Here is a 17872-nt window from a genome sequence, read left to right as displayed (position 1 = left end):
CGTGCGCGTACGTTGTGCCGGTAGGCTTTAAACCCGCCCAAATCTTCACCCGTTGGCTGGGTCGCTTGAGCGTGGGGCGCAAACTTACGCTGATTTATCTGCTCGACCTGACCGCCGTGATCTACGTGTCGAGCATCCTGATCCACGAGAAATTCCAGTCGATTGATTTCACCCGTAAAGAAATCATCGGCACAGCCTACAGCGTGGCGGTGCGTGATGTACTCATGCAGCCCTTTTTACCGCCCCAAACTGGTGCATTGCCATCGTCGGTGGCCCTGCTGCGTCTGGATGCCTTGCGCATGCGCCACGACGAGGCCTTGCAGACGGCCCAGGCCAGTAAGGCCTTTGTAGAAAGCTGGCAGCAGCTCGACACCGAGACCCGCCCGGTCGAGCACCAAAACGCCCTGCGGCCCATGCTGCGCCAAGCCCGCGAGTTGTTGACGACCGTGGGCAACCAGTCCAACCTGATCCTGGACCCCGATCTGGATAGCTACTACGCCATGTCGCTGGTGGTGCTGCGCTTTCCCGAGCTGTTGGAGGTGCTCAACGACACCATCCGCATCCTGCCCAAAGCCCCGTCGGCGGTGGCGATTCCGTCCGGTGTGCAAGACCGGCGCACCGAACTTCTGATTTTGGCCGGGCGGCTGGATGCCGTGGCGCTGGGTATCCGCTCGGACTACAACCAGGCCTTTGCCGCAGGCACCCCGGCGCAGCGCGCCGCGCTGCAGGCCAGCCGTACCGTGCTGGAGGCCCGGTTGGGCGAATTTTTGGCGGCGGTGCAGCTGCTCGCCGATGGCGATGCCAATCCGCACAACCTGGAGCTGCTGCAACAGCATTACGGCGATTCGCTGCTGGCGCTGACCGAGGCCTGGGCCCGCACCGCCACCGATCTGGACCGGCTGCTGCACGAGCGGGTGGATGCGCTGTTCAACCGCATGTGGCTGCACCTGGGCACGGCCTTTTTGCTGCTCAGCTGCATTTTGAGTCTGGTCTACGCGGTAGCCCGCCAGATCGCCCGGCCTCTGAAGAACCTGGCTTCTGTGGCCGATGCGGTGCGCCAGACCGGCGACCACTCGCGCCGGGCGGTGTGGCACAGCCGGGACGAAATTGGCCAACTGGTCACCGCCTTCAACGGCATGCTGGCCCAGCTGGACCAGCAACGGCTGGCCGAGCAGGAAGCCGCCGCCCGCAGCCGTGCCGCCCAGGCCCAGCAGGCGCTGGTGGAGGCGATTCCGATTGCGCTGGTGGTCACCTCGGTGCCCGACCACGAGGTACTGCACGCCAACGCCCCGGCACTGCCGTGGCTGGCAGGTCAGACCCGAGACCCCTGGCGCACCGGACTGGAGCCGGGCGTACGTGCGCGGTTTTTCCAGCAGCTGTCGGACCAGGGCAAGGTGGATGAGTTCGAGGTGCGCTGGCTGGGCGGGGCCGAGCCCTCGTGGGCCGTGCTGTCGGCCCGCAGGCTGCAGTTCCAGGGGCGGGATGCGGTGCTGACGGCCTTCACCCCGATCAATGTACTCAAGGTGATGGAGCGCCGCCTGGAGCTCTGGGCCAAGGTGTTTGAGGCCTCTAGCGAGAGCATCATCATCATGGACGGGCAGCAAAAGATTCTGAGCGTCAACCGGGCGTTTTGCCGCAGCACCTCGTACGACTTCTACGAGGTGATTGGCGAGCCGCTGAGTGTGTTGCTGGAAGGTACGGAAGCGGCGACCGTGGAACAAAGCCTGAATGCCCTGTCGCAAGACCGCGATGCCTGGCAGGGTGAGGTCCATTTCCGCAAACGCTCGGGCGAAACCTACCCGGCGTGGCTGATGATCTCTGCGGTGCGCGACGGTTCGCGCTTTGGCGCGGTGTCGCAGTACATCGGCATCTCGGTCGATATCACCGACCGCAAGCGCACCGAGGCGCGGGTGCAGTTTCTGGCCCAGCACGATGTGCTGACCGAGCTGCCCAACCGGGCGTTGTGCGTGATCCGGCTGGAGGCCGCGATCGAGGCCGCGCAGCGCAGCGGCGAGCGGGTGGCCGTGTTGTTCATCGACCTGGATCGCTTCAAAAACATCAACGACACACTGGGCCACCACATTGGCGACGGCGTACTACGCTCGGTGGCCAGCCGCTTGAGCCAGGCGGTGCGCGGCGATGACACCGTGAGCCGCCTGGGTGGTGACGAATACGTGGTTATTCTGCGCGGCGTGGCTGGACCCGAAGAGGTGCAGCAGACGGTGGAGCGCCGCCTGATTCCACTGATCCGCCAGACCCACCATGTTGAAGGCCACGACCTGCAAGTCTCGTGCAGCGTCGGCATTGCGCTGTACCCGGATGACGGCCTGGACCTGCCCTTGCTGATGCGCCGTGCCGATGCTGCCATGTATGCCGCCAAAAACGCTGGGCGCGATATGGCGCGGTTTTACGAACCCGAAATCGAGCAACTGGCCCAGCAGCGACAGACGCTGGAGCAGCAACTGCGCCATGCCCTGGAGCGCGGCGAATTCGGCCTGCACTTCCAGCCCAAGGTCAACGCCGAGACGCTGGAGGTGGTGGGGGTTGAGGCCTTGCTGCGCTGGGACAATCCCGCGCTGGGCTCGGTGTCGCCGGCCCGCTTCATCCCGGTGGCCGAGGAAACCGGTTTGATCCGCCCCATTGGTGCCTGGGTGCTGCAGCAAGCCTGCGGGCAACTAGCGCAATGGCATGCGCAAGGGTTTACCGCGTTGACGGTATCGGTGAACCTATCGGCCCTGCAGTTGGCCGATGCCGGGCTGGTATCGCAGATACAGCAATGCCTGCAAGACCACAGCATCGTGCCTGCCGCGCTGGAGCTGGAGATCACCGAGTCGGTACTGATGGACAACACCAGCCTGGCCGTGGAGCAACTGGCGGCCCTGAAAGCCCTGGGCGTGCACCTGTCGATCGATGACTTTGGCACCGGCTATTCCAGCCTGGCCTACCTTAAGCGCTTTGCCATCGATAAGCTGAAAATCGACCAGTCGTTTGTGCGTGACATGCTGACCGACCCTACCGATCTGGCCATCATCCGCGCCATCATCGCCTTGGGCCACACCCTGGGCCTGAAGGTGGTGGCCGAAGGGGTGGAGCTGGCCGAGGTGGCGGGCCAGCTCAAGGCTTTGGCCTGCGACGAGCTGCAAGGCTACTACTTTGCCCGCCCCATGCCGGCCGTGGCCTTTGCGCCCTGGCTGCAAGACCGCAAGCTGCAGCCCGAGCGGCGGCGCATCCACCCGGTATCTGGTTCGACTTGATTAATCGTGCCGTGCCGCCTTGTAGGTGGCGGTGAGCAGTTTGTCGGTATAGGCAATTGCCAGTGCGCTCAGCAAAAACACCACGTGTATGCCGGTTTGTGCCACTAGCACCTTGGCATCGTAATTGGCCGCGTTGATGAAGGTTTTCAGCAGGTGGATAGACGAAATGCCGATGATGGCCATGGCCAGCTTGACTTTCAGCACCGAGGCGTTCACGTGGCTCAGCCATTCGGGTTGGTCGGGGTGGCCGTCCAGGTCCATGCGGCTCACAAAGGTCTCGTAGCCGCCCACGATCACCATGATCAGCAGGTTGGAGATCATCACCACGTCGATCAGCGCCAGCACCACCAGCATAATGATGGTTTCGTTCAGCGCACTGGGTACGGCGGCATCCTTGTAGCCAATACTGCTGACCAAGGCTTCCAGCGCGGTCTGGTTGCCAAAGGCGGCCTCCACCAGATGCGTCAACTCCACCAGGAAATGCACCACGTACACCGCCTGTGCTGCTATCAGGCCCAGGTAGAGAGGTAACTGTAGCCAACGGCTGGCAAAAATGAAGCGGGGCAGGGGGCGCAGCGGCTTGGGTTTTGGCGGGGTAGATTCGGACATTTTTGGGGTTTTGGTGCGTTAATTGCAAAGTTGGATTGTAGGATCAGGGTTCGTACCGTTTTTCCAAGTCAGCAATACGTAAGAGCCAAGCCCGACATTAACGCCAGCGACAACACCGGGCTTTCGTGTGTTTGGGTGCAGAGCACCCGAAACCACGAAAGTTCTTTAAAGTAAAACCATCCATCGAGGAGACAAACCCATGAGTTCTGCCATTGAGTCCGTGTTGATTGAAAACCGCGTGTTCCACCCCAGCGAGGCGATGCAAAAATCAGCCCGCATCAGTGGCATGGATGGCTACAACGCCCTGTGCGCCGAGGCGGCAAGCGATTTTGAAGGCTTCTGGGCCCGTTTGGCGCGCGAAAACGTGCTGTGGAACAAGCCCTTCACCCAAACCCTGGACGAGTCCAACGCACCGTTCTATCAGTGGTTTGCCGACGGCGAGCTCAATGCCTCGGCCAACTGCCTGGACAAACACATGGGCACGCCGACCGAAAACAAGACGGCGGTGATCTTCGAAGCCGACGACGGCACGGTCAAAAAGACAACTTACAAAGAGTTACTCACACAGGTCAGCCAGTTTGCCAATGCGCTTAAGGCCGCGGGCATCCAAAAGGGCGACCGCGTGCTGGTCTACATGCCCATGACGCTGGAAGGCGTGATCGCCATGCAGGCCTGCGCCCGCATCGGTGCCACCCACAGCGTGGTGTTTGGTGGGTTTTCGTCCAAGGCCCTGAACGAACGCATCATCGATGCCGGTGCCGTGGCCGTCATCACCGCCAACTACCAGATGCGCGGCGGCAAAGAGCTGCCCTTGAAGGCCATCGTCGACGAAGGTATCGCCATGGGCGGCTGCGAGTCGATCAAGAACGTTTTCGTGTACGAGCGCACCGCCACCGCCTGCGCGATGGTGGCCGGGCGCGACCAGACCTTTGCCCAGGCGACGGCAGGCCAAAGCAGCGACTGCCCGCCCGTACCCGTGGGGGCCGAGCATCCGCTGTTCATCCTCTACACCTCTGGCTCCACCGGCAAACCCAAGGGCGTGCAGCACAGCACCGGCGGCTACCTGCTGTGGTCCAAGCTGACGATGGACTGGACCTTCGATTTGAAGCCCGACGATGTGTTCTGGTGCACGGCCGACATCGGCTGGATCACCGGCCATACCTACGTAGCCTACGGCCCGCTGGCGGCTGGTGCCACGCAGATCATTTTTGAAGGCATCCCCACCTACCCGAACGCAGGGCGCTTCTGGCAGATGATCGAGCGCCACAAGTGCACGATTTTCTACACCGCACCCACCGCCATCCGTTCGCTGATCAAGGCCGCCGAGGCGGACGAAAAAGTCCACCCCGACCGCTCCAATCTGGACAGCCTGCGCATCCTCGGTTCGGTGGGCGAGCCCATCAACCCCGAGGCCTGGATGTGGTACTACAAGAACGTCGGCCACGAGCGCTGCCCGATTGTGGACACCTTCTGGCAGACAGAAACCGGCGGCCACATGATGTCGCCCATGCCCGGTGCCACGCCCCTGGTGCCCGGTAGCTGCACGCTGCCGCTGCCCGGCATCATGGCCGCCATCGTGGACGAAGTCGGCAACGACCTGCCCAATGGCACCGGTGGCCTGCTGGTCGTCAAACGCCCCTGGCCCAGCATGATCCGTACCATCTGGAACGACCCGGACCGCTTCAAAAAGAGCTATTTCCCCGAAGAAATGGGCGGCACCATCTACTTGGCCGGTGATGGCGCAGTGCGCAGTGCCGACCGGGGCTACTTCCGCATCACCGGCCGTATCGACGATGTGCTGAACGTGTCGGGCCACCGCATGGGCACCATGGAAATCGAATCCGCCCTGGTCTCGCACACCGCTCTGGTGGCCGAAGCCGCCGTGGTGGGCCGCCCGGACGACCTGACCGGCGAAGCCATCTGCGCCTTTGTGGTCTTGAAGCGCGGCTGCCCCACCGGCGACGAAGCCAAGCAAATCGCCAACGAGCTGCGCGCCTGGGTGGCCAAGGAAATTGGCCCCATCGCCAAGCCCAAGGACATCCGTTTCGGTGAGAACCTGCCCAAAACCCGCAGCGGCAAGATCATGCGTCGCCTGTTGCGCAACCTGGCCAAGGGCGAGGCGGTGACGCAAGACACCTCCACGCTGGAGAACCCGGCCATTTTGGGCCAATTGGGTCAGGCTTACTAACGCCTACGTTCTGGACGGCAACAACACCCGTGGCCCGGCAGCACCGGTTCCACGGTGTTTCTCAAAGAGGGCGCCTATGCCCTCTTTTTTATGCTTTTTAGGCTTCTAGCGCATATAGAGTCTACGCAAGTAGCTATTGAATATATAGCGTTGTCGGTTTGTCTGCCGCCCACCCAGATCAGTCCAATGGGATCACCTGCCGCCATGGCAGTTGCGGGTCTGCCTCGTAGTCGGCCACGACCCAGGTACGGGAGGTGTGTTCGGCCACGTCCTTCAAAAAACCGTTGACCACCCGGATCGAAGCCCCGTCCAGTGCGGCATAGGGCTGGTCCAGACACGTCACCGTGGCTCCGCAGGCCAGCAAACCTGCCAGCGCCACTTTGCGTCGGCTGCCTGTGGACAGCATGTAAAGTTTCTTGCTCTGGTGTGGGCTCAGCAGCAAGGCCTTCACCAGATGCTGGTGCACCTCGGCATCCCAATGCGGACTGCGCTTTTGCAGGGCAGCCCATATCTCTTGCGAAGCCAAGTCATCCTGGTGGGGTAAAGCCAGATCCAGCCACTGCGCGCCGGCTTCACTGAGGCGGCGCAAAAGGCTGGTTTTGCCGGTGCGTTCACCGCCAGTGACGGCAACGAGGCCCGGTGGGAGTGCGTGGAGGTCGGTCATGTCGGTCTCATTATCTACAGGCTGTGGCTTAGTCAAAAAAATAGGTATTAAAAGTGCTTTCAGCCCATATTTAACATGCACTAAAAGCTATTAAATAAATAGCATATAAAGTCGAAACGAGGGCTGTAAAAATCTCCGCCCATTTGTTTGTATTTGTATCTTTACCCCGCTTTACTGTTGAAAGGAGGGCGTGGGGTCAAATTTCAAATGCAAATCATTACTATTCGTGATCTCTATTGGCCACGCGGTTTAGAGCTCTACCGCGACATCAATTCCTGGTACTTTTTCACCCCGTCCGCAGGCGCAGCATGACTCCGATCCGATACACCACCCTTTTCGTTGCACTAGCGTTGGGCTACGGCGCAGTGCAGGCCGAAGCGATAGACGATGCCCGTGGCGATGCCAGCCTGCCCGAGGCCAACCGTGTGATTGCGGCGCAACCCATTGGGCAGTGGACGGGCTTTTGGTCGCGCAGTTCGGCGCTGGGGGACATGGGCGGCCTGCGCTCCAGCCTGGCCAGCCACGGCATCTCGCTGGGGTTGACCGAAACCAGCGAGTATTTGGGCAACGTCAGCGGCGGCACCGGCCATGGTTTTGACTACGACGGCCTGACGACCCTGACGCTGGGGCTGGATTCGGCCAAAGCCTGGGGTGTGGCGGGCGGCACCGGCAACCTGAGCCTGATCGACATCCACGGCAAGAACCTCAGCCAACGCAAGCTCAGCAACCTGCAAACCGCCAGCGGTATCGAAAGCGACCGCAACACCAAGCTGTGGGAGCTGTGGTACCAGCAGGCTACCGACGACAACCGGTTTGACATCAAGCTCGGCCAGCAAAGCGTGGACCAGGAGTTCATGACCAGCACCTATTCCGGCTTGTTTCTGAACACCATGATGGGCTGGCCCGCTGTGCCATCCTACGACCTGCCTGCAGGTGGCCCGGCTTACCCGATGTCGGCACTGGGTGTGCGGCTGCGGGCCCATCCCACCGACGCCATCACCGTGCTGGCCGGGGTGTTTGATGGCGACCCCACGGCAGCGGGCAACGACCACAACCGCCACGGTACGGCGTTCAGCCTGAAAGGCGGCACGCTGTGGATAGCCGAGCTGCAGTACGCCATCAACCAGCCCGCCCTGGGCCAGCTGGAAACCGGCAGCGGCCACAAAGGTCTGCCCGGCACCTACAAGGTCGGCATGTGGTACCACAACGCCCAGTTTGCCGACCAGCGCTACGGCAGCGACGGCCTGTCGTTGGCAGACCCGGCCAGCAGCGGCGCCCCGCTGAACCACAAGGGCAACTACAGCTTCTATGCCGTGGCCGACCAGTTGGTGTGGGAAAGCGTGCCCGACACCAGCCAGGGCCTGGCCGTGTTTGCGCGCGCCATGGGCGCACCCAGCGACCGCAACCTGGTCAGCTTTAGCCTGAACAGCGGGGTGTCGTTGAAAGGCCCGTTTGCCGGGCGTGACAACGACACCGTTGGCCTGGGCTTTGGCTATGTGCAGGTGGCCAGCGGTGCCCGCGGTCTGGACAGCGACACCGCCATGGCCAGCGGGGCCTATTACCCCGTGCGCCACTACGAAACCTTTGTCGAAGCCACCTACCAGTACCAGGTCAACCCCTGGTTGCAGATCCAGAGCGACATCCAGGTGGTAAACCACCCTGGCGGCGGCGTGCTGAACCCCGGCAGCCTGGGCGGCTCCAGCCTGATTGGCCGTGAAGTGGTGGTCGGTTTGCGTACCAACATCACGTTTTGATGCTCCACTTTATTAAGAAGCTGATTCCATGATTTCTTTGCCCTTGAATTTTTCTCGTACCCGCCTTGCCACGGCGGCACTGTCTCTGATCGTGCTCGGTTTGGGTAACGCCAGCTGGGCCGACGATGTCGTCCCCGGGTTGCTGCCGGCCATCCGCAAGCACGTGACCCTGGTGTCCACCGTGCCAGAGAACGGCGACCAAAACCCCTACGGCGTGTTTGTGGCCCCCACCAGCGTGGGTCGCATCCAGCAGGGCGATGTGTACATCTCCAACTTCAACAACGCCGCCAACCTGCAGGGCACGGGTACCACCATCGTCAGCTACAGCCCGGCGACCAAACAGCTCAGCACCTTTGCCACCTTGCCGCACGACTTGGCGGGCTGCCCCGGTGGTGTGGGCCTGGGCACGGCGTTGGCAGTGCTGAAGTCCGGTTGGGTCATTGTTGGCAGCACGCCCAGCAACGACGGCACCACGCGCACCAAAGGCCCTGGCTGCCTGATTGCGCTGGATGCACAGGGCACGGTGCGCAAGGTGTTTGCCGACGAAAAAATCAACGACCCCTGGGGCAATATGGCGGTGATCGACAAGGGCGACAGCGCCACGCTGTTTGTCAGCAATGTGGGCTTTGGCGTAGGTTCGCCAGACGGCGAACCGCCGGTGTTCAACCAGTCCACCATTTTGCGCATCGAGCTGAAACTGGCCGACCAGCAGCCGCCCGAGATGGTGGACGAGACCGTGGTGGCGCACGGCTTTGGCGAGCAGGCAGATAAAAGCGTCTTTATCGTCGGGCCAACCGGACTGGCGCTGGGCGCAGACGACAAACTGTACGTATCCGACGCGCTGGGCAACCGCATCAGCGAGATCCGCGAAGCCACCACCCGCAGCACCAGTGCCGGGGTCGGTCGCACCCTGACCCGCGGCGGCTTTCTGTCGCGCCCGCTGGCCATGGTGATGACCCCCCAGGGCCACCTGCTGGTGACCAACGGTCTGAACGGCAAGGTGATTGAGATTGACCCCGCCACCGGCACCCAGCTCTACGCCAAGTGGATCGATGCCAACAAGGCCCAAACCCCGCCCGGCAATGGCGACCTGTTTGGCCTGGCCATGCACGCTGGGGGCGGCAGCTTTTATTACGTGGAAGACGACGTCAACACGCTCGTGCTGGCGCAATGAAGCCCGTGAACCCACCTGCGGAGGTGTCGCGCCGGGGCTTTTTTGGCACCGCCGGGGGGCTGGCGGTAGCGGCCGGGGCGCTGGGTCCGGCGCAGGCTGCCAAATTACCTGCTGCACACTCCGGTTCTGTGGCCAGCGTGCCGTTCCACGGCCCGCACCAGAGCGGCATCCTCACGCCTGCGCAGCGGCACACCTATTTTGCGGTGTTCGCGCTGGACAGCGACAAGCGCGCGGACGTGATCGCCCTGCTGCGCCAGTGGACCGAGGTGTCGGCGCGCTTGGCCCGCGGTGAACCGGCTTATCCCGGTAGCTATACCCCGGACGGCAGCGCCGACCCACTGCCCGGCGATTCGGGCGAGACCATGGGCCTGCCGCCTGAAAACCTGACCCTGACATTTGGATTCGGCCCCGGCCTGTTCAGCAAAAACGGTGTGGACCGCTACGGCCTGGCCGGTCAGCGCCCGGCGGCATTGGTCGATCTGCCCAAGTTCAACGGCGACCAGCTGATCACGGAAAAAACCGGTGGTGACCTGAGCGTGCAGGCCTGTGCGGACGACCCGCAGGTGGCCTTTCACGCCATCCGCCAGTTGGCGCGCGCGGCCTACGGCAAAGCCAGCCTGCAGTGGACCCAGACGGGTTTCACCGGCGACAGCCGCAAAGAAACACCACGCAACCTGATGGGTTTCAAGGACGGCAGCAACAACCCGGCCACCAACCAGGCCGCGCTGATGCGCAACGTGGTCTGGGTTGGCAACGAGGGCCCGGCCTGGATGCGCGACGGCAGCTACATGGTGGTCCGGCGCGTGCGCATTGCCCTGGAGCACTGGGACCGCATGCCGCTGGACTTCCAGGAGCAGGTGGTGGGCCGCAAAAAATCCAGCGGCGCCCCACTGGGTAAGCTGCACGAGCACGATGCGGCCGACCTGGAGGCCGTGGACCCCGATGGCGAACTGGTGGTGCCTGAAGCGGCGCACATCCGGTTGTCGGCCGCGGCCAATAACGGCGGTACGCAAATGCTGCGGCGCGGTTATTCGTACCACGACGGCAGCAACTTCCACTCCGAACGCTGGCCCCCCTGGAAGCAGGCGGTCGAGTTCGATGCCGGGTTGCTGTTTTTCTGCTACCAAAAAGACCCGCGCACCAGTTTTATTCCGACCAACCACCGCCTGGCGGGGCTGGACACCATGAACCAGTTCACCACCCACAACGGCAGCGGCATTTTTGCCTGTCCCCCCGGCGTACAGGCTGGCTCGTACCTTGGCGCGGCTCTGTTTGAAGCCGCCGCAGCCTCCGCTTAATCTTGAAAGAATCACCATGAACTTCCCTGCAATCGCCCGCGTTTTATTGCTGGCCACTGTGGCCAGCCTGTGTGCGAGGGCGGCGATGGCGGCACCCAGCGTCATTTTGTACAGTGCCCAGCATGAGCAAATGGTCAACCTGCTGGTCAAGGACTTTGAAAAACTGTCCGGCGTTGTGGTCAAGGTTCGCCACGGCGAAGGGCCGCAGTTGGCCGCCCAGTTGCTGAAAGAGGGCGCAGCGTCCCCGGCGGACGTGTACTTCACTGAAAACTCCCCTGAGCTGACCCTGCTGGAGCAAAAAGGCATGTTTGCCAAGGTAGCCCCCGCTGCGCTGGCCGAAGTGCCCGTCCGCTCCAGCTCACCATCTGGCCAATGGCTGGGCGTGCTGGCGCGTGAAAACGTGCTGGTCTACAACAGCACTCTCCTGGATGCCAAACAGTTGCCGGTGTCCATGCTGGACCTGGCAGGCCCGGCCTGGAAGGGCAAGATTGCCATCGCCCCCGAAGATGCAGACTTTTTGCCCCTGGTCGGTGCCATGCTGGCGCTCAAAGGCCATGACGTGACGTTGAACTGGCTCAAAGGCATGCGCGACAACGCCCAGATGTACGACGATTCCGAGGGCGTAGCTGCGGCGGTCAACCGGGGCTCGGTGGCGGTGGGCATTCTGAATAGCTACTACTGGGCCCGCATGCACGTGCAACTGGGCGACAAGGCCACGCGCAGTGCGCTGCACCATTTCGGCAATAGCGACGTGGGGGCTTTGGTCAACGTGTCGGGTGCGGCGGTGCTCAAGACCGCCCACAACCCCGAGGGTGCGCAGCAGTTTCTGACCTACCTAGTGAGCGAACGCGCCCAGCAGCTGATGGCTAAAAGCAAGGTCGATTTCGAATACCCGCTGCACCCTGGCATTGCTGCCGACCCCTTGCTCAAACCCCTGGACCAGCTAAGCCCACCGGCCGTCAGCATCGAGATGCTGGGCAATGCCATCGAAGTGCCCAAGCTGCTGCGCCAGGCCGGTTTGCTGTAGCGGCATCTTTGTGGCTGCTGTTGCCCTCATCAACGCGAAGACTAACGCCAACGTCAACGCCAGCATGCGCCGTCGCACCCCCACGGGCTTGCTGCTCGGTGGGGTGCTGGCGGCCTTGCTGGTGTTTTTGCCCCTGGCCTCCACGCTCTGGGATGCCACGCAGTTTGACCTGGCGGAAGCGGGCGAAATCCTGTTTCGCCCCCTGGTGGGCCGGCTGCTGCTCAATACCTTGTCGATCACGGCGGCGGCCACGCTGGTGTGCGCACTGGTGGGCACGGCGGCAGCTTGGTGCGTAGAGCGCACCACCTTGCGATTTCGCCGCGTGTGGGCGCTGCTGGTGGCGGTGCCGCTGGCGATTCCACCGTTCATCAGCAGCTATGCCTGGTTGTCCATCAGCGCCGATCTGCAAGACTTTGCCGGTGCACTGCTGGTGGTCTGCAGCGTGTACTACCCGCTGGTGTTTTTACCGGTGTCGGCCGCCTTGCGCGGTATGGATCCGGCGCTGGAGGAGAGCGCCCGTGCGCTCGGTCTGGGGCCGTGGGCCTGTTTTACCCGCGTTGTCTTACCGCAGCTGCGCCATGCCATTTTGGGCGGCATGCTGCTGGTGGCGCTGGGGGTGCTGTCCGAATTTGGGGCGTTTGTGCTGTTGCGCTTTCGCACCTTCACCACCGAAATCTACGCCGAATACCGCTCCAGCTTTGACAGCAGTGGTGCCGCCTTGCTGGCCTGTGTGCTGATAGGCCTGTGCGTGCTGTGCCTGCTGGCCGAGGCGCGCGTGCGCGGCCATGCCCGCTACCATAAGCCCGACCGGGGCACCCGGCGCGCCGCCCTGGTGTACCGGCTGGGCTGGACCCGTCTGCCCGTGCTGGGCGGGTTGGCATTGCTGGTGGCCACGGCGCTGGGCGTGCCGCTGCTGGCCATTGGCTATTGGCTGACCCAGACCGGAGCCGATGCCACCACCCCGGTGCTGGCCACCGCGGCCCTGCTGTGGCAGGCCACCGCCAATTCGGTGCAGCTGGGCCTGGCCGCGGCGCTGCTGACCACGGCCCTGGCCTTGCCGCTGGCGATCTTGCTGGTGCGCTATCCGGGGCGCTGGTCCAGCCTGCTGGAGCGTTGTGTGTTCCTGGCGCAGGGCCTGCCGGGCATTGTGGTGGCGCTGGCCGTGGTGTCTATCGGCATCACCGTGCTGCAGCCGCTGTACCAAAGCACGGCGATGCTGGTGGTCAGCTACGCCATACTTTTTTTGCCGCTGGCGCTGGTGAACGTGCACGCGGCCTATGCGCAGGTGCAGCCCCGGCTGGAAGAGGTGGCGCGCGCACTGGGGCTGTCGGCCTGGGGCACGGCGCTGCGCGTGGTACTGCCGCTGGCGGCCCCTGGCCTGTGCGCGGCGGGGGCCATGGTGTTCATTGCGGTGGTGACCGAACTCACCGCCACCTTGATGCTGTCGCCGATTGGCACCCTGACACTGGCCACCCAGATGTGGTCTGATACCTCGACGCTGGCGTTTGCGGCGGCGGCACCGTATGCGGCCCTGCTGGTGGGCATTTCGCTGCTGGCGACCTGGGCGCTGATGTCGCTGCTGGGAAACAAAAATGGCTGAGTTGCGGATTGAAAACCTAGGCAAATCCTTTGCCGGGCGGGCCGTGCTGCGCGATGTCAGCCTGACCGTGGCGGCGGGCAGCCTGACCGCCATTTTGGGCCCGTCGGGCGGCGGAAAAACCACGCTGCTGCGCTTGATTTGCGGCTTTGACCTGCCCGACCAGGGGCAGATCACGCTGGACGGCGTGCGGGTGTCCGCAACCGGCCTGCATGTGCTGACCGAGCAGCGGCGCATTGGCTACGTGCCGCAAGAAGGCGCCTTGTTTCCCTACCTGTCGGTGGCCGACAACATCGTTTTTGGCCTGCCCCTGGCGCAGCGCCGGGCAGCCTACCGAGTGGCGGAGCTGCTGGAGATGGTCGGCCTGCCACCGGCCTGGGCGCAGCGCTCGCCCCAGCAGTTGTCGGGTGGCGAACAGCAGCGCGTGGCCCTGGCGCGGGCCCTGGCACCGAACCCGGCCCTGGTGTTGCTGGACGAGCCGTTTTCGGGCCTGGATGCGGGTTTGCGGGTGGAAACCCGGCAGTCGCTGGCAGCTGCATTGCAAGCCGCTCATGCCACGGCGCTGCTGGTCACGCACGACCAGGCCGAAGCTTTTGCGATGGGCCAGCAGGTCGCCATTCTGTGGGGCGGCGAAATGCTACAAACCGCCGCGCCGCAACAGGTTTACTACCAGCCCGCCAACCGCGATGTGGCCAACTTTGTGGGCGAGGCGGTGTGGTTGGACGGCATGGCGCAGGCCGGGTATGCGCACTGTGCTCTGGGGCAGCTGCCATTGGCCAACGCCGTGCCAGACGGCCCGGTGCAGCTCTTGCTGCGGCCCGAGCAAATACGCGCTTCGGCCCTGCCTGGCGCGACCCCCGTGCAAGCCTGGGTGGAGGACATCCTGTTCCAGGGTGGCGACACACGCCTGACGGTACGCCTGGCGGACGGCAGCCGCCTCGGAGCCCGCGCCGACGACTACCGTTTCCTGCGGGTGGGGCAAGCGGTGGCGCTGGCGGTGTTGGGTGACCCGTTTGCCTATGCCCATGTGGGGCAGGGCGGTTTACACAATCCTTAAGTCGGCGCGGTACAGTGGGCGCTCAGTGGTTCCTGCAGGCTTGCAGGGCGCTGTGCACACAGGAGTCGCGCATGGGGGTTTTGGGAGTGGACGTGGTTTCCACACAAGCAGAGTTTTTTCTTTCGGGGCAAGCAGCATGAGGGCGCTCAAGCTGCTCAACCAGGGCCGTGCGCACCAGGCGCAGGGCCGTACCAACCAGGCGTTTGCCTGCTACCAGTCGGCGCTGCAGGAGCAGCCTCAGCATCCCGAGGCCTTGCACCTGATGGGCATGGCTTACGTGGCCATGGGCATGGCCGTTTTAGGCGTGCCACTGGTCCGCCAGGCCATTGCCCTGGAACCCACCGCTATTACCTACCGCCTGGAATTGGCGCAGGTGCTGGCCCAGCAAGGGCAGACCGACGAGGCCTGCGCGGTGCTGGAGGCTGCCTGCGCTGTCGAGCCGGTGAGCCCGCAAGCACTCGCCCAGCTGGGCGCGCTGCAGATCCAGCTCAACCGTTACGCCGAAGCCGAACGCCGCTATGCCGCAGCCGTGGCGCTGGATGGCCAGCAAGCCACCTGGCACGAGGCGCTGGCCCAGTTGCAGCACCAGCGCTGGAGCCTGCCCGAGGCCCTGGCCAGCAGCCAGCTTGCGCTGGCACTGGGCGACAAACAAGTGGCACAGCGCCTGAACCTGGGCTATGCCGAACCTCACGAAACCCGACCCGTGCCACCGCCACTGGATGCACTGCGCGCCGCGCCTGGCGTAGATTTAGCCGCCGCCTGCCTAGAGCGCGACCTGCTGGTCATCGATGATTTTTTAGAGGACCCGTTGGCCTTTCGGGCGCAAGCCCTGGCCCTGTGCCTGCAGCGCACCCAGCTGCTGGCCAATGGCGTGTTCCCTGGCGTGCAAACCGCCGCCCAGACCTGCGATGCCACCATGCAGCGCATTGCCGACGCGCTGGGCCGCACTGTCAAATGGGATTCGCCCGACCACGGGGCCCTGCGCGTCAGCCTGGCCACGGACGAGGCCCGCGCCGACGTGCATGTGGACAGCCCCACGCTGCCGCATATTTTTGGCGGCGTGCTGTACCTGAGCTTGCCCGAGGATTGCCAGGGCGGCACCAGCTTTTACCGCCAGCGCGCCACCGGCTTGGCGCGCCGCCCGGAAGCCGCCGACGTGCAGGCCGGAGGGTTCGCCAGCCTGCTGGATTTCCAAAAACGCCACCTGCCGCCCAACAAGCTCCAGCCGTTTGCCCAGTGGCGTGCGCAGCGCGATGGCCGCTGGGAATGGTTGTTTGAGGTGCCGATGCGCTTCAACCGCCTGGTCGTCTTTCGCAGCGACTACTTCCACGCCGTGAGCGAGCTGTTTGGCAACCAGCCAGACAACGGGCGGCTGGTGCAGCTGTTCCATTTCCAGACTGCCACCTGATCGCTATATTTTATATAGCTACTAGCGTATGTGTGTATTGCGCTAGAGGCCTAAAAGACTATTAAAAAAGCCTGCGGCAATAACGCAGGCTTTGGTGGGCGTGCAGCGGTGGGCTTACTTCAGCGACAGCACCCACGCGGCCAGTTTCTTGGAGTCGGCCTCGTTCACCTGGGCGTTGGCGGGCATGGCCATGGGCCCCCACACGCCGGAGCCGCCCTTGCGGATTTTCAGCGCCAGTTGCGCGGCCGCACCCTTGTCGTCCCGGTATTTTTCGGCCACATCCTTAAAGGCCGGGCCCACCAGTTTGCTGTCCACCGCGTGGCAACCCAGACAGTTCTTGGCCTTGGCCAAGTCCAGACTGGCCAGCGCGGGGGTGCAGCAGGCGGCAGCCAGTGCCAAAGTAATCAGGGCTTGTCTCATTTTTTTCCTTATGGTGTGGGGTACAGTGAATAATTTTATCGGGCGGTGCCAGACCCTGCAGCGGTGCAGACGGTATTCCCTGCAGGAGGCAAACATGCTGTTTTTGGGAATTGGATTGCTGCTGGTCGTGCTGAAGTACCTGGCCATCGCCCCCGTGGTGGGCTGGAGCTGGACCATCGTGCTGTCGCCTTTCATGCTGGCCGTGCTGTGGTGGTGGTGGGCCGACACCACCGGCTATACCAAGCGCAAAGTGATGCAGCGCGAGGAAGCGCGCAAGCAGACGCGCATCGACAAAAACAAGGAAGCCATGGGCACCAAGCGCAAGCCTCCGCGCTGAATTTGAATCTTGACCGCTACGCTGGCACGTAGGCTCGCCGAGGTTTCCATTGCAATGCTCTTTTTTCTACCAAGTGCCATGACGCGAAGGCGAGCGTCAATGTGATCGCCAACGCCAGACCCAGTAGTGTTTGCCACGAAAGTGTGTCGCGGTACAGCCAGATTAAGGTTTGTTGCACAGGGAATGCGTAGATATACATGCCATAAGACAGATTACCAAAACGCCCTGCACGCCGAAGACCGGGGGTGCTGGCGTTGCTGATCATCACCGCTGTAGTGGGTACCACCAGCCACAATGCCAACAGGTTGCAGTTGGCGGCTACCGCAGCAGCACCCAAGACCCAGCAGGCGGCCAGCATCCATCGGGCTTTGCAAGGACTTTCATGCATGCGAAACACCGCAAACAATCCGCCTGCCATGAAAAACATGCCGAACTCCAGGAAGTCGCGACATCCTCTAGACCAGCTCCATGGGTTGTTCCAATCCTCTCCCGCGGCTGGAATCACCATGTACACCACGGTAACGGCCAGCATCACCGCCATAAGTAGCCACCGCCAACGGTGGAGCATCAGGTCGACGATACCGAATAGGCCGAGAACCAAATAACACTGTAGTTCCATGGGAAGTGTCCACAGCGAACCATTTGCCGAATGAGGGTAAGGACTGCCGTCAAAGTTGATCGGCAAAACTTCTTGCAGTTTGAAAAGCAGATTTTTGAAATATCGCCAAAACCCAATGTCGGTGAAATAGTCTTGTATGGAAAGCGGGCTCACCAACGGCCCCAACACGCATGCTGTAAGCAAGATCACCACGGCAAAACCTGGCCAGATGCGCAACAGGCGCTTCGCAGCAAATCGACCGATATGCGGATCGGCATTCCAACTGCGCGCCACCAAGAAGCCGCTGATGGAGAAGAAAACCAGTACGCCAACTCCACCTAACGTGTGAACCACCAATACCCTGGGTTCAGGCAGATTTCCCAACGCTAGTTGGTGCGAAAACAGCACGCACAGGGCGGCAATCAGCCGTACAGCATCGAAATTATTCTTCGGATGGGCGACTGCCGACTGCACGGTGCGCATGTTT

14 protein-coding genes are annotated in these 17872 nt (G+C 62.9%); 10 read left to right on the top strand and 4 right to left on the bottom strand.

Annotated elements, in window-relative coordinates:
- Positions 1 to 14 precede the first annotated feature (14 nt).
- A complete protein-coding gene (locus Q0T48_RS19615; RefSeq protein ID WP_295960004.1) occupies positions 15 to 3254 on the top strand; it encodes an EAL domain-containing protein in 3240 nt (1079 codons plus the stop codon).
- On the opposite strand, the gene Q0T48_RS19610 is transcribed toward Q0T48_RS19615, so the two are convergent.
- A complete protein-coding gene (locus Q0T48_RS19610) occupies positions 3255 to 3863 on the bottom strand; it encodes a YqhA family protein (protein ID WP_295960002.1) in 609 nt (202 codons plus the stop codon).
- A 199-nt stretch (positions 3864 to 4062) separates the two neighbouring features.
- On the opposite strand from Q0T48_RS19610, the gene acs reads away from it, so the two are divergent.
- On the top strand, positions 4063 to 6051 hold the full coding sequence (gene acs, locus Q0T48_RS19605; protein ID WP_295960000.1) for an acetate--CoA ligase: 1989 nt from the start codon (positions 4063 to 4065) through the stop codon (positions 6049 to 6051).
- Positions 6052 to 6229: 178 nt separating this feature from the next.
- On the opposite strand, the gene Q0T48_RS19600 is transcribed toward acs, so the two are convergent.
- Complete coding sequence (locus tag Q0T48_RS19600; RefSeq protein WP_295959997.1) at positions 6230 to 6715, bottom strand: hypothetical protein; 486 nt, start codon at positions 6713 to 6715, stop codon at positions 6230 to 6232.
- 308 nt (positions 6716 to 7023) lie between these two features.
- Here Q0T48_RS19600 and Q0T48_RS19595 point away from each other — a divergent pair, with 308 nt between their 5' ends.
- The 7 genes from Q0T48_RS19595 to Q0T48_RS19565 all read left to right on the top strand — a co-directional run bounded on the left by Q0T48_RS19595 (position 7024) and on the right by Q0T48_RS19565 (position 16030).
- Positions 7024 to 8469 carry a carbohydrate porin gene (locus Q0T48_RS19595; protein ID WP_295959994.1) on the top strand — a complete coding sequence of 482 codons (1446 nt, stop codon included), beginning with the start codon at positions 7024 to 7026 and terminating at the stop codon, positions 8467 to 8469.
- A 28-nt stretch (positions 8470 to 8497) separates the two neighbouring features.
- A complete protein-coding gene (locus Q0T48_RS19590; RefSeq protein WP_295959992.1) occupies positions 8498 to 9643 on the top strand; it encodes a hypothetical protein in 1146 nt (381 codons plus the stop codon).
- A complete protein-coding gene (gene efeB, locus Q0T48_RS19585; protein ID WP_295959990.1) occupies positions 9640 to 10941 on the top strand; it encodes an iron uptake transporter deferrochelatase/peroxidase subunit in 1302 nt (433 codons plus the stop codon). The genes Q0T48_RS19590 and efeB overlap by 4 nt, the downstream gene beginning before the upstream one ends.
- Before the next feature lie 16 nt (positions 10942 to 10957).
- Positions 10958 to 11968 (top strand): extracellular solute-binding protein, encoded by a 1011-nt coding sequence (locus Q0T48_RS19580; protein WP_295959987.1) that lies wholly within the window; start codon positions 10958 to 10960, stop codon positions 11966 to 11968.
- A gap of 64 nt (positions 11969 to 12032) precedes the next feature.
- Positions 12033 to 13568, top strand: a complete 1536-nt coding sequence (locus Q0T48_RS19575; protein WP_295960127.1) for an iron ABC transporter permease — start codon at positions 12033 to 12035, stop codon at positions 13566 to 13568.
- Complete coding sequence (locus Q0T48_RS19570) at positions 13561 to 14622, top strand: ABC transporter ATP-binding protein (protein WP_295959983.1); 1062 nt, start codon at positions 13561 to 13563, stop codon at positions 14620 to 14622. The genes Q0T48_RS19575 and Q0T48_RS19570 overlap by 8 nt, the downstream gene beginning before the upstream one ends.
- A gap of 136 nt (positions 14623 to 14758) precedes the next feature.
- A complete protein-coding gene (locus tag Q0T48_RS19565) occupies positions 14759 to 16030 on the top strand; it encodes a DUF6445 family protein (protein WP_295959981.1) in 1272 nt (423 codons plus the stop codon).
- Between the two features lie 114 nt (positions 16031 to 16144).
- Here Q0T48_RS19565 and Q0T48_RS19560 read toward each other — a convergent pair whose 3' ends face one another.
- Positions 16145 to 16450 (bottom strand): c-type cytochrome, encoded by a 306-nt coding sequence (locus tag Q0T48_RS19560; protein WP_295959978.1) that lies wholly within the window; start codon positions 16448 to 16450, stop codon positions 16145 to 16147.
- A 94-nt stretch (positions 16451 to 16544) separates the two neighbouring features.
- On the opposite strand from Q0T48_RS19560, the gene Q0T48_RS19555 reads away from it, so the two are divergent.
- On the top strand, positions 16545 to 16787 hold the full coding sequence (locus Q0T48_RS19555) for a TIGR04438 family Trp-rich protein (protein WP_295959975.1): 243 nt from the start codon (positions 16545 to 16547) through the stop codon (positions 16785 to 16787).
- 16 nt (positions 16788 to 16803) lie between these two features.
- On the opposite strand, the gene Q0T48_RS19550 is transcribed toward Q0T48_RS19555, so the two are convergent.
- Entirely contained in the window at positions 16804 to 17868 is a 1065-nt protein-coding gene (locus Q0T48_RS19550) for an acyltransferase (protein WP_295959973.1), read from the bottom strand.
- Positions 17869 to 17872: the final 4 nt, after the last annotated feature.

The sequence above is a fragment of the Rhodoferax sp. genome, assembly GCF_025354435.1.
Taxonomy (GTDB): domain Bacteria; phylum Pseudomonadota; class Gammaproteobacteria; order Burkholderiales; family Burkholderiaceae_C; genus Rhodoferax_B.
The sequence above is the reverse complement of the archived record's forward strand: the minus strand, read 5'-3'. Positions and strand labels throughout refer to the sequence as shown.

Excerpts from the sequence above, each read along its gene's own strand:
- Q0T48_RS19550 (WP_295959973.1), bottom strand. The coding sequence starts at position 17,868 with ATGCGCACCGTGCAGTCGGCAGTCGCCCATCCGAAGAATAATTTCGAT.
- Q0T48_RS19580 (WP_295959987.1), top strand. The coding sequence starts at position 10,958 with ATGAACTTCCCTGCAATCGCCCGCGTTTTATTGCTGGCCACTGTGGCC.
- Q0T48_RS19575 (WP_295960127.1), top strand. The coding sequence starts at position 12,033 with ATGCGCCGTCGCACCCCCACGGGCTTGCTGCTCGGTGGGGTGCTGGCG.
- Q0T48_RS19610 (WP_295960002.1), bottom strand. The coding sequence starts at position 3,863 with ATGTCCGAATCTACCCCGCCAAAACCCAAGCCGCTGCGCCCCCTGCCC.
- Q0T48_RS19560 (WP_295959978.1), bottom strand. The coding sequence starts at position 16,450 with ATGAGACAAGCCCTGATTACTTTGGCACTGGCTGCCGCCTGCTGCACC.
- Q0T48_RS19600 (WP_295959997.1), bottom strand. The coding sequence starts at position 6,715 with ATGACCGACCTCCACGCACTCCCACCGGGCCTCGTTGCCGTCACTGGC.
- Q0T48_RS19555 (WP_295959975.1), top strand. The coding sequence starts at position 16,545 with ATGCTGTTTTTGGGAATTGGATTGCTGCTGGTCGTGCTGAAGTACCTG.
- acs (WP_295960000.1), top strand. The coding sequence starts at position 4,063 with ATGAGTTCTGCCATTGAGTCCGTGTTGATTGAAAACCGCGTGTTCCAC.
- Q0T48_RS19590 (WP_295959992.1), top strand. The coding sequence starts at position 8,498 with ATGATTTCTTTGCCCTTGAATTTTTCTCGTACCCGCCTTGCCACGGCG.
- Q0T48_RS19570 (WP_295959983.1), top strand. The coding sequence starts at position 13,561 with ATGGCTGAGTTGCGGATTGAAAACCTAGGCAAATCCTTTGCCGGGCGG.
- efeB (WP_295959990.1), top strand. The coding sequence starts at position 9,640 with ATGAAGCCCGTGAACCCACCTGCGGAGGTGTCGCGCCGGGGCTTTTTT.
- Q0T48_RS19595 (WP_295959994.1), top strand. The coding sequence starts at position 7,024 with ATGACTCCGATCCGATACACCACCCTTTTCGTTGCACTAGCGTTGGGC.
- Q0T48_RS19565 (WP_295959981.1), top strand. The coding sequence starts at position 14,759 with ATGAGGGCGCTCAAGCTGCTCAACCAGGGCCGTGCGCACCAGGCGCAG.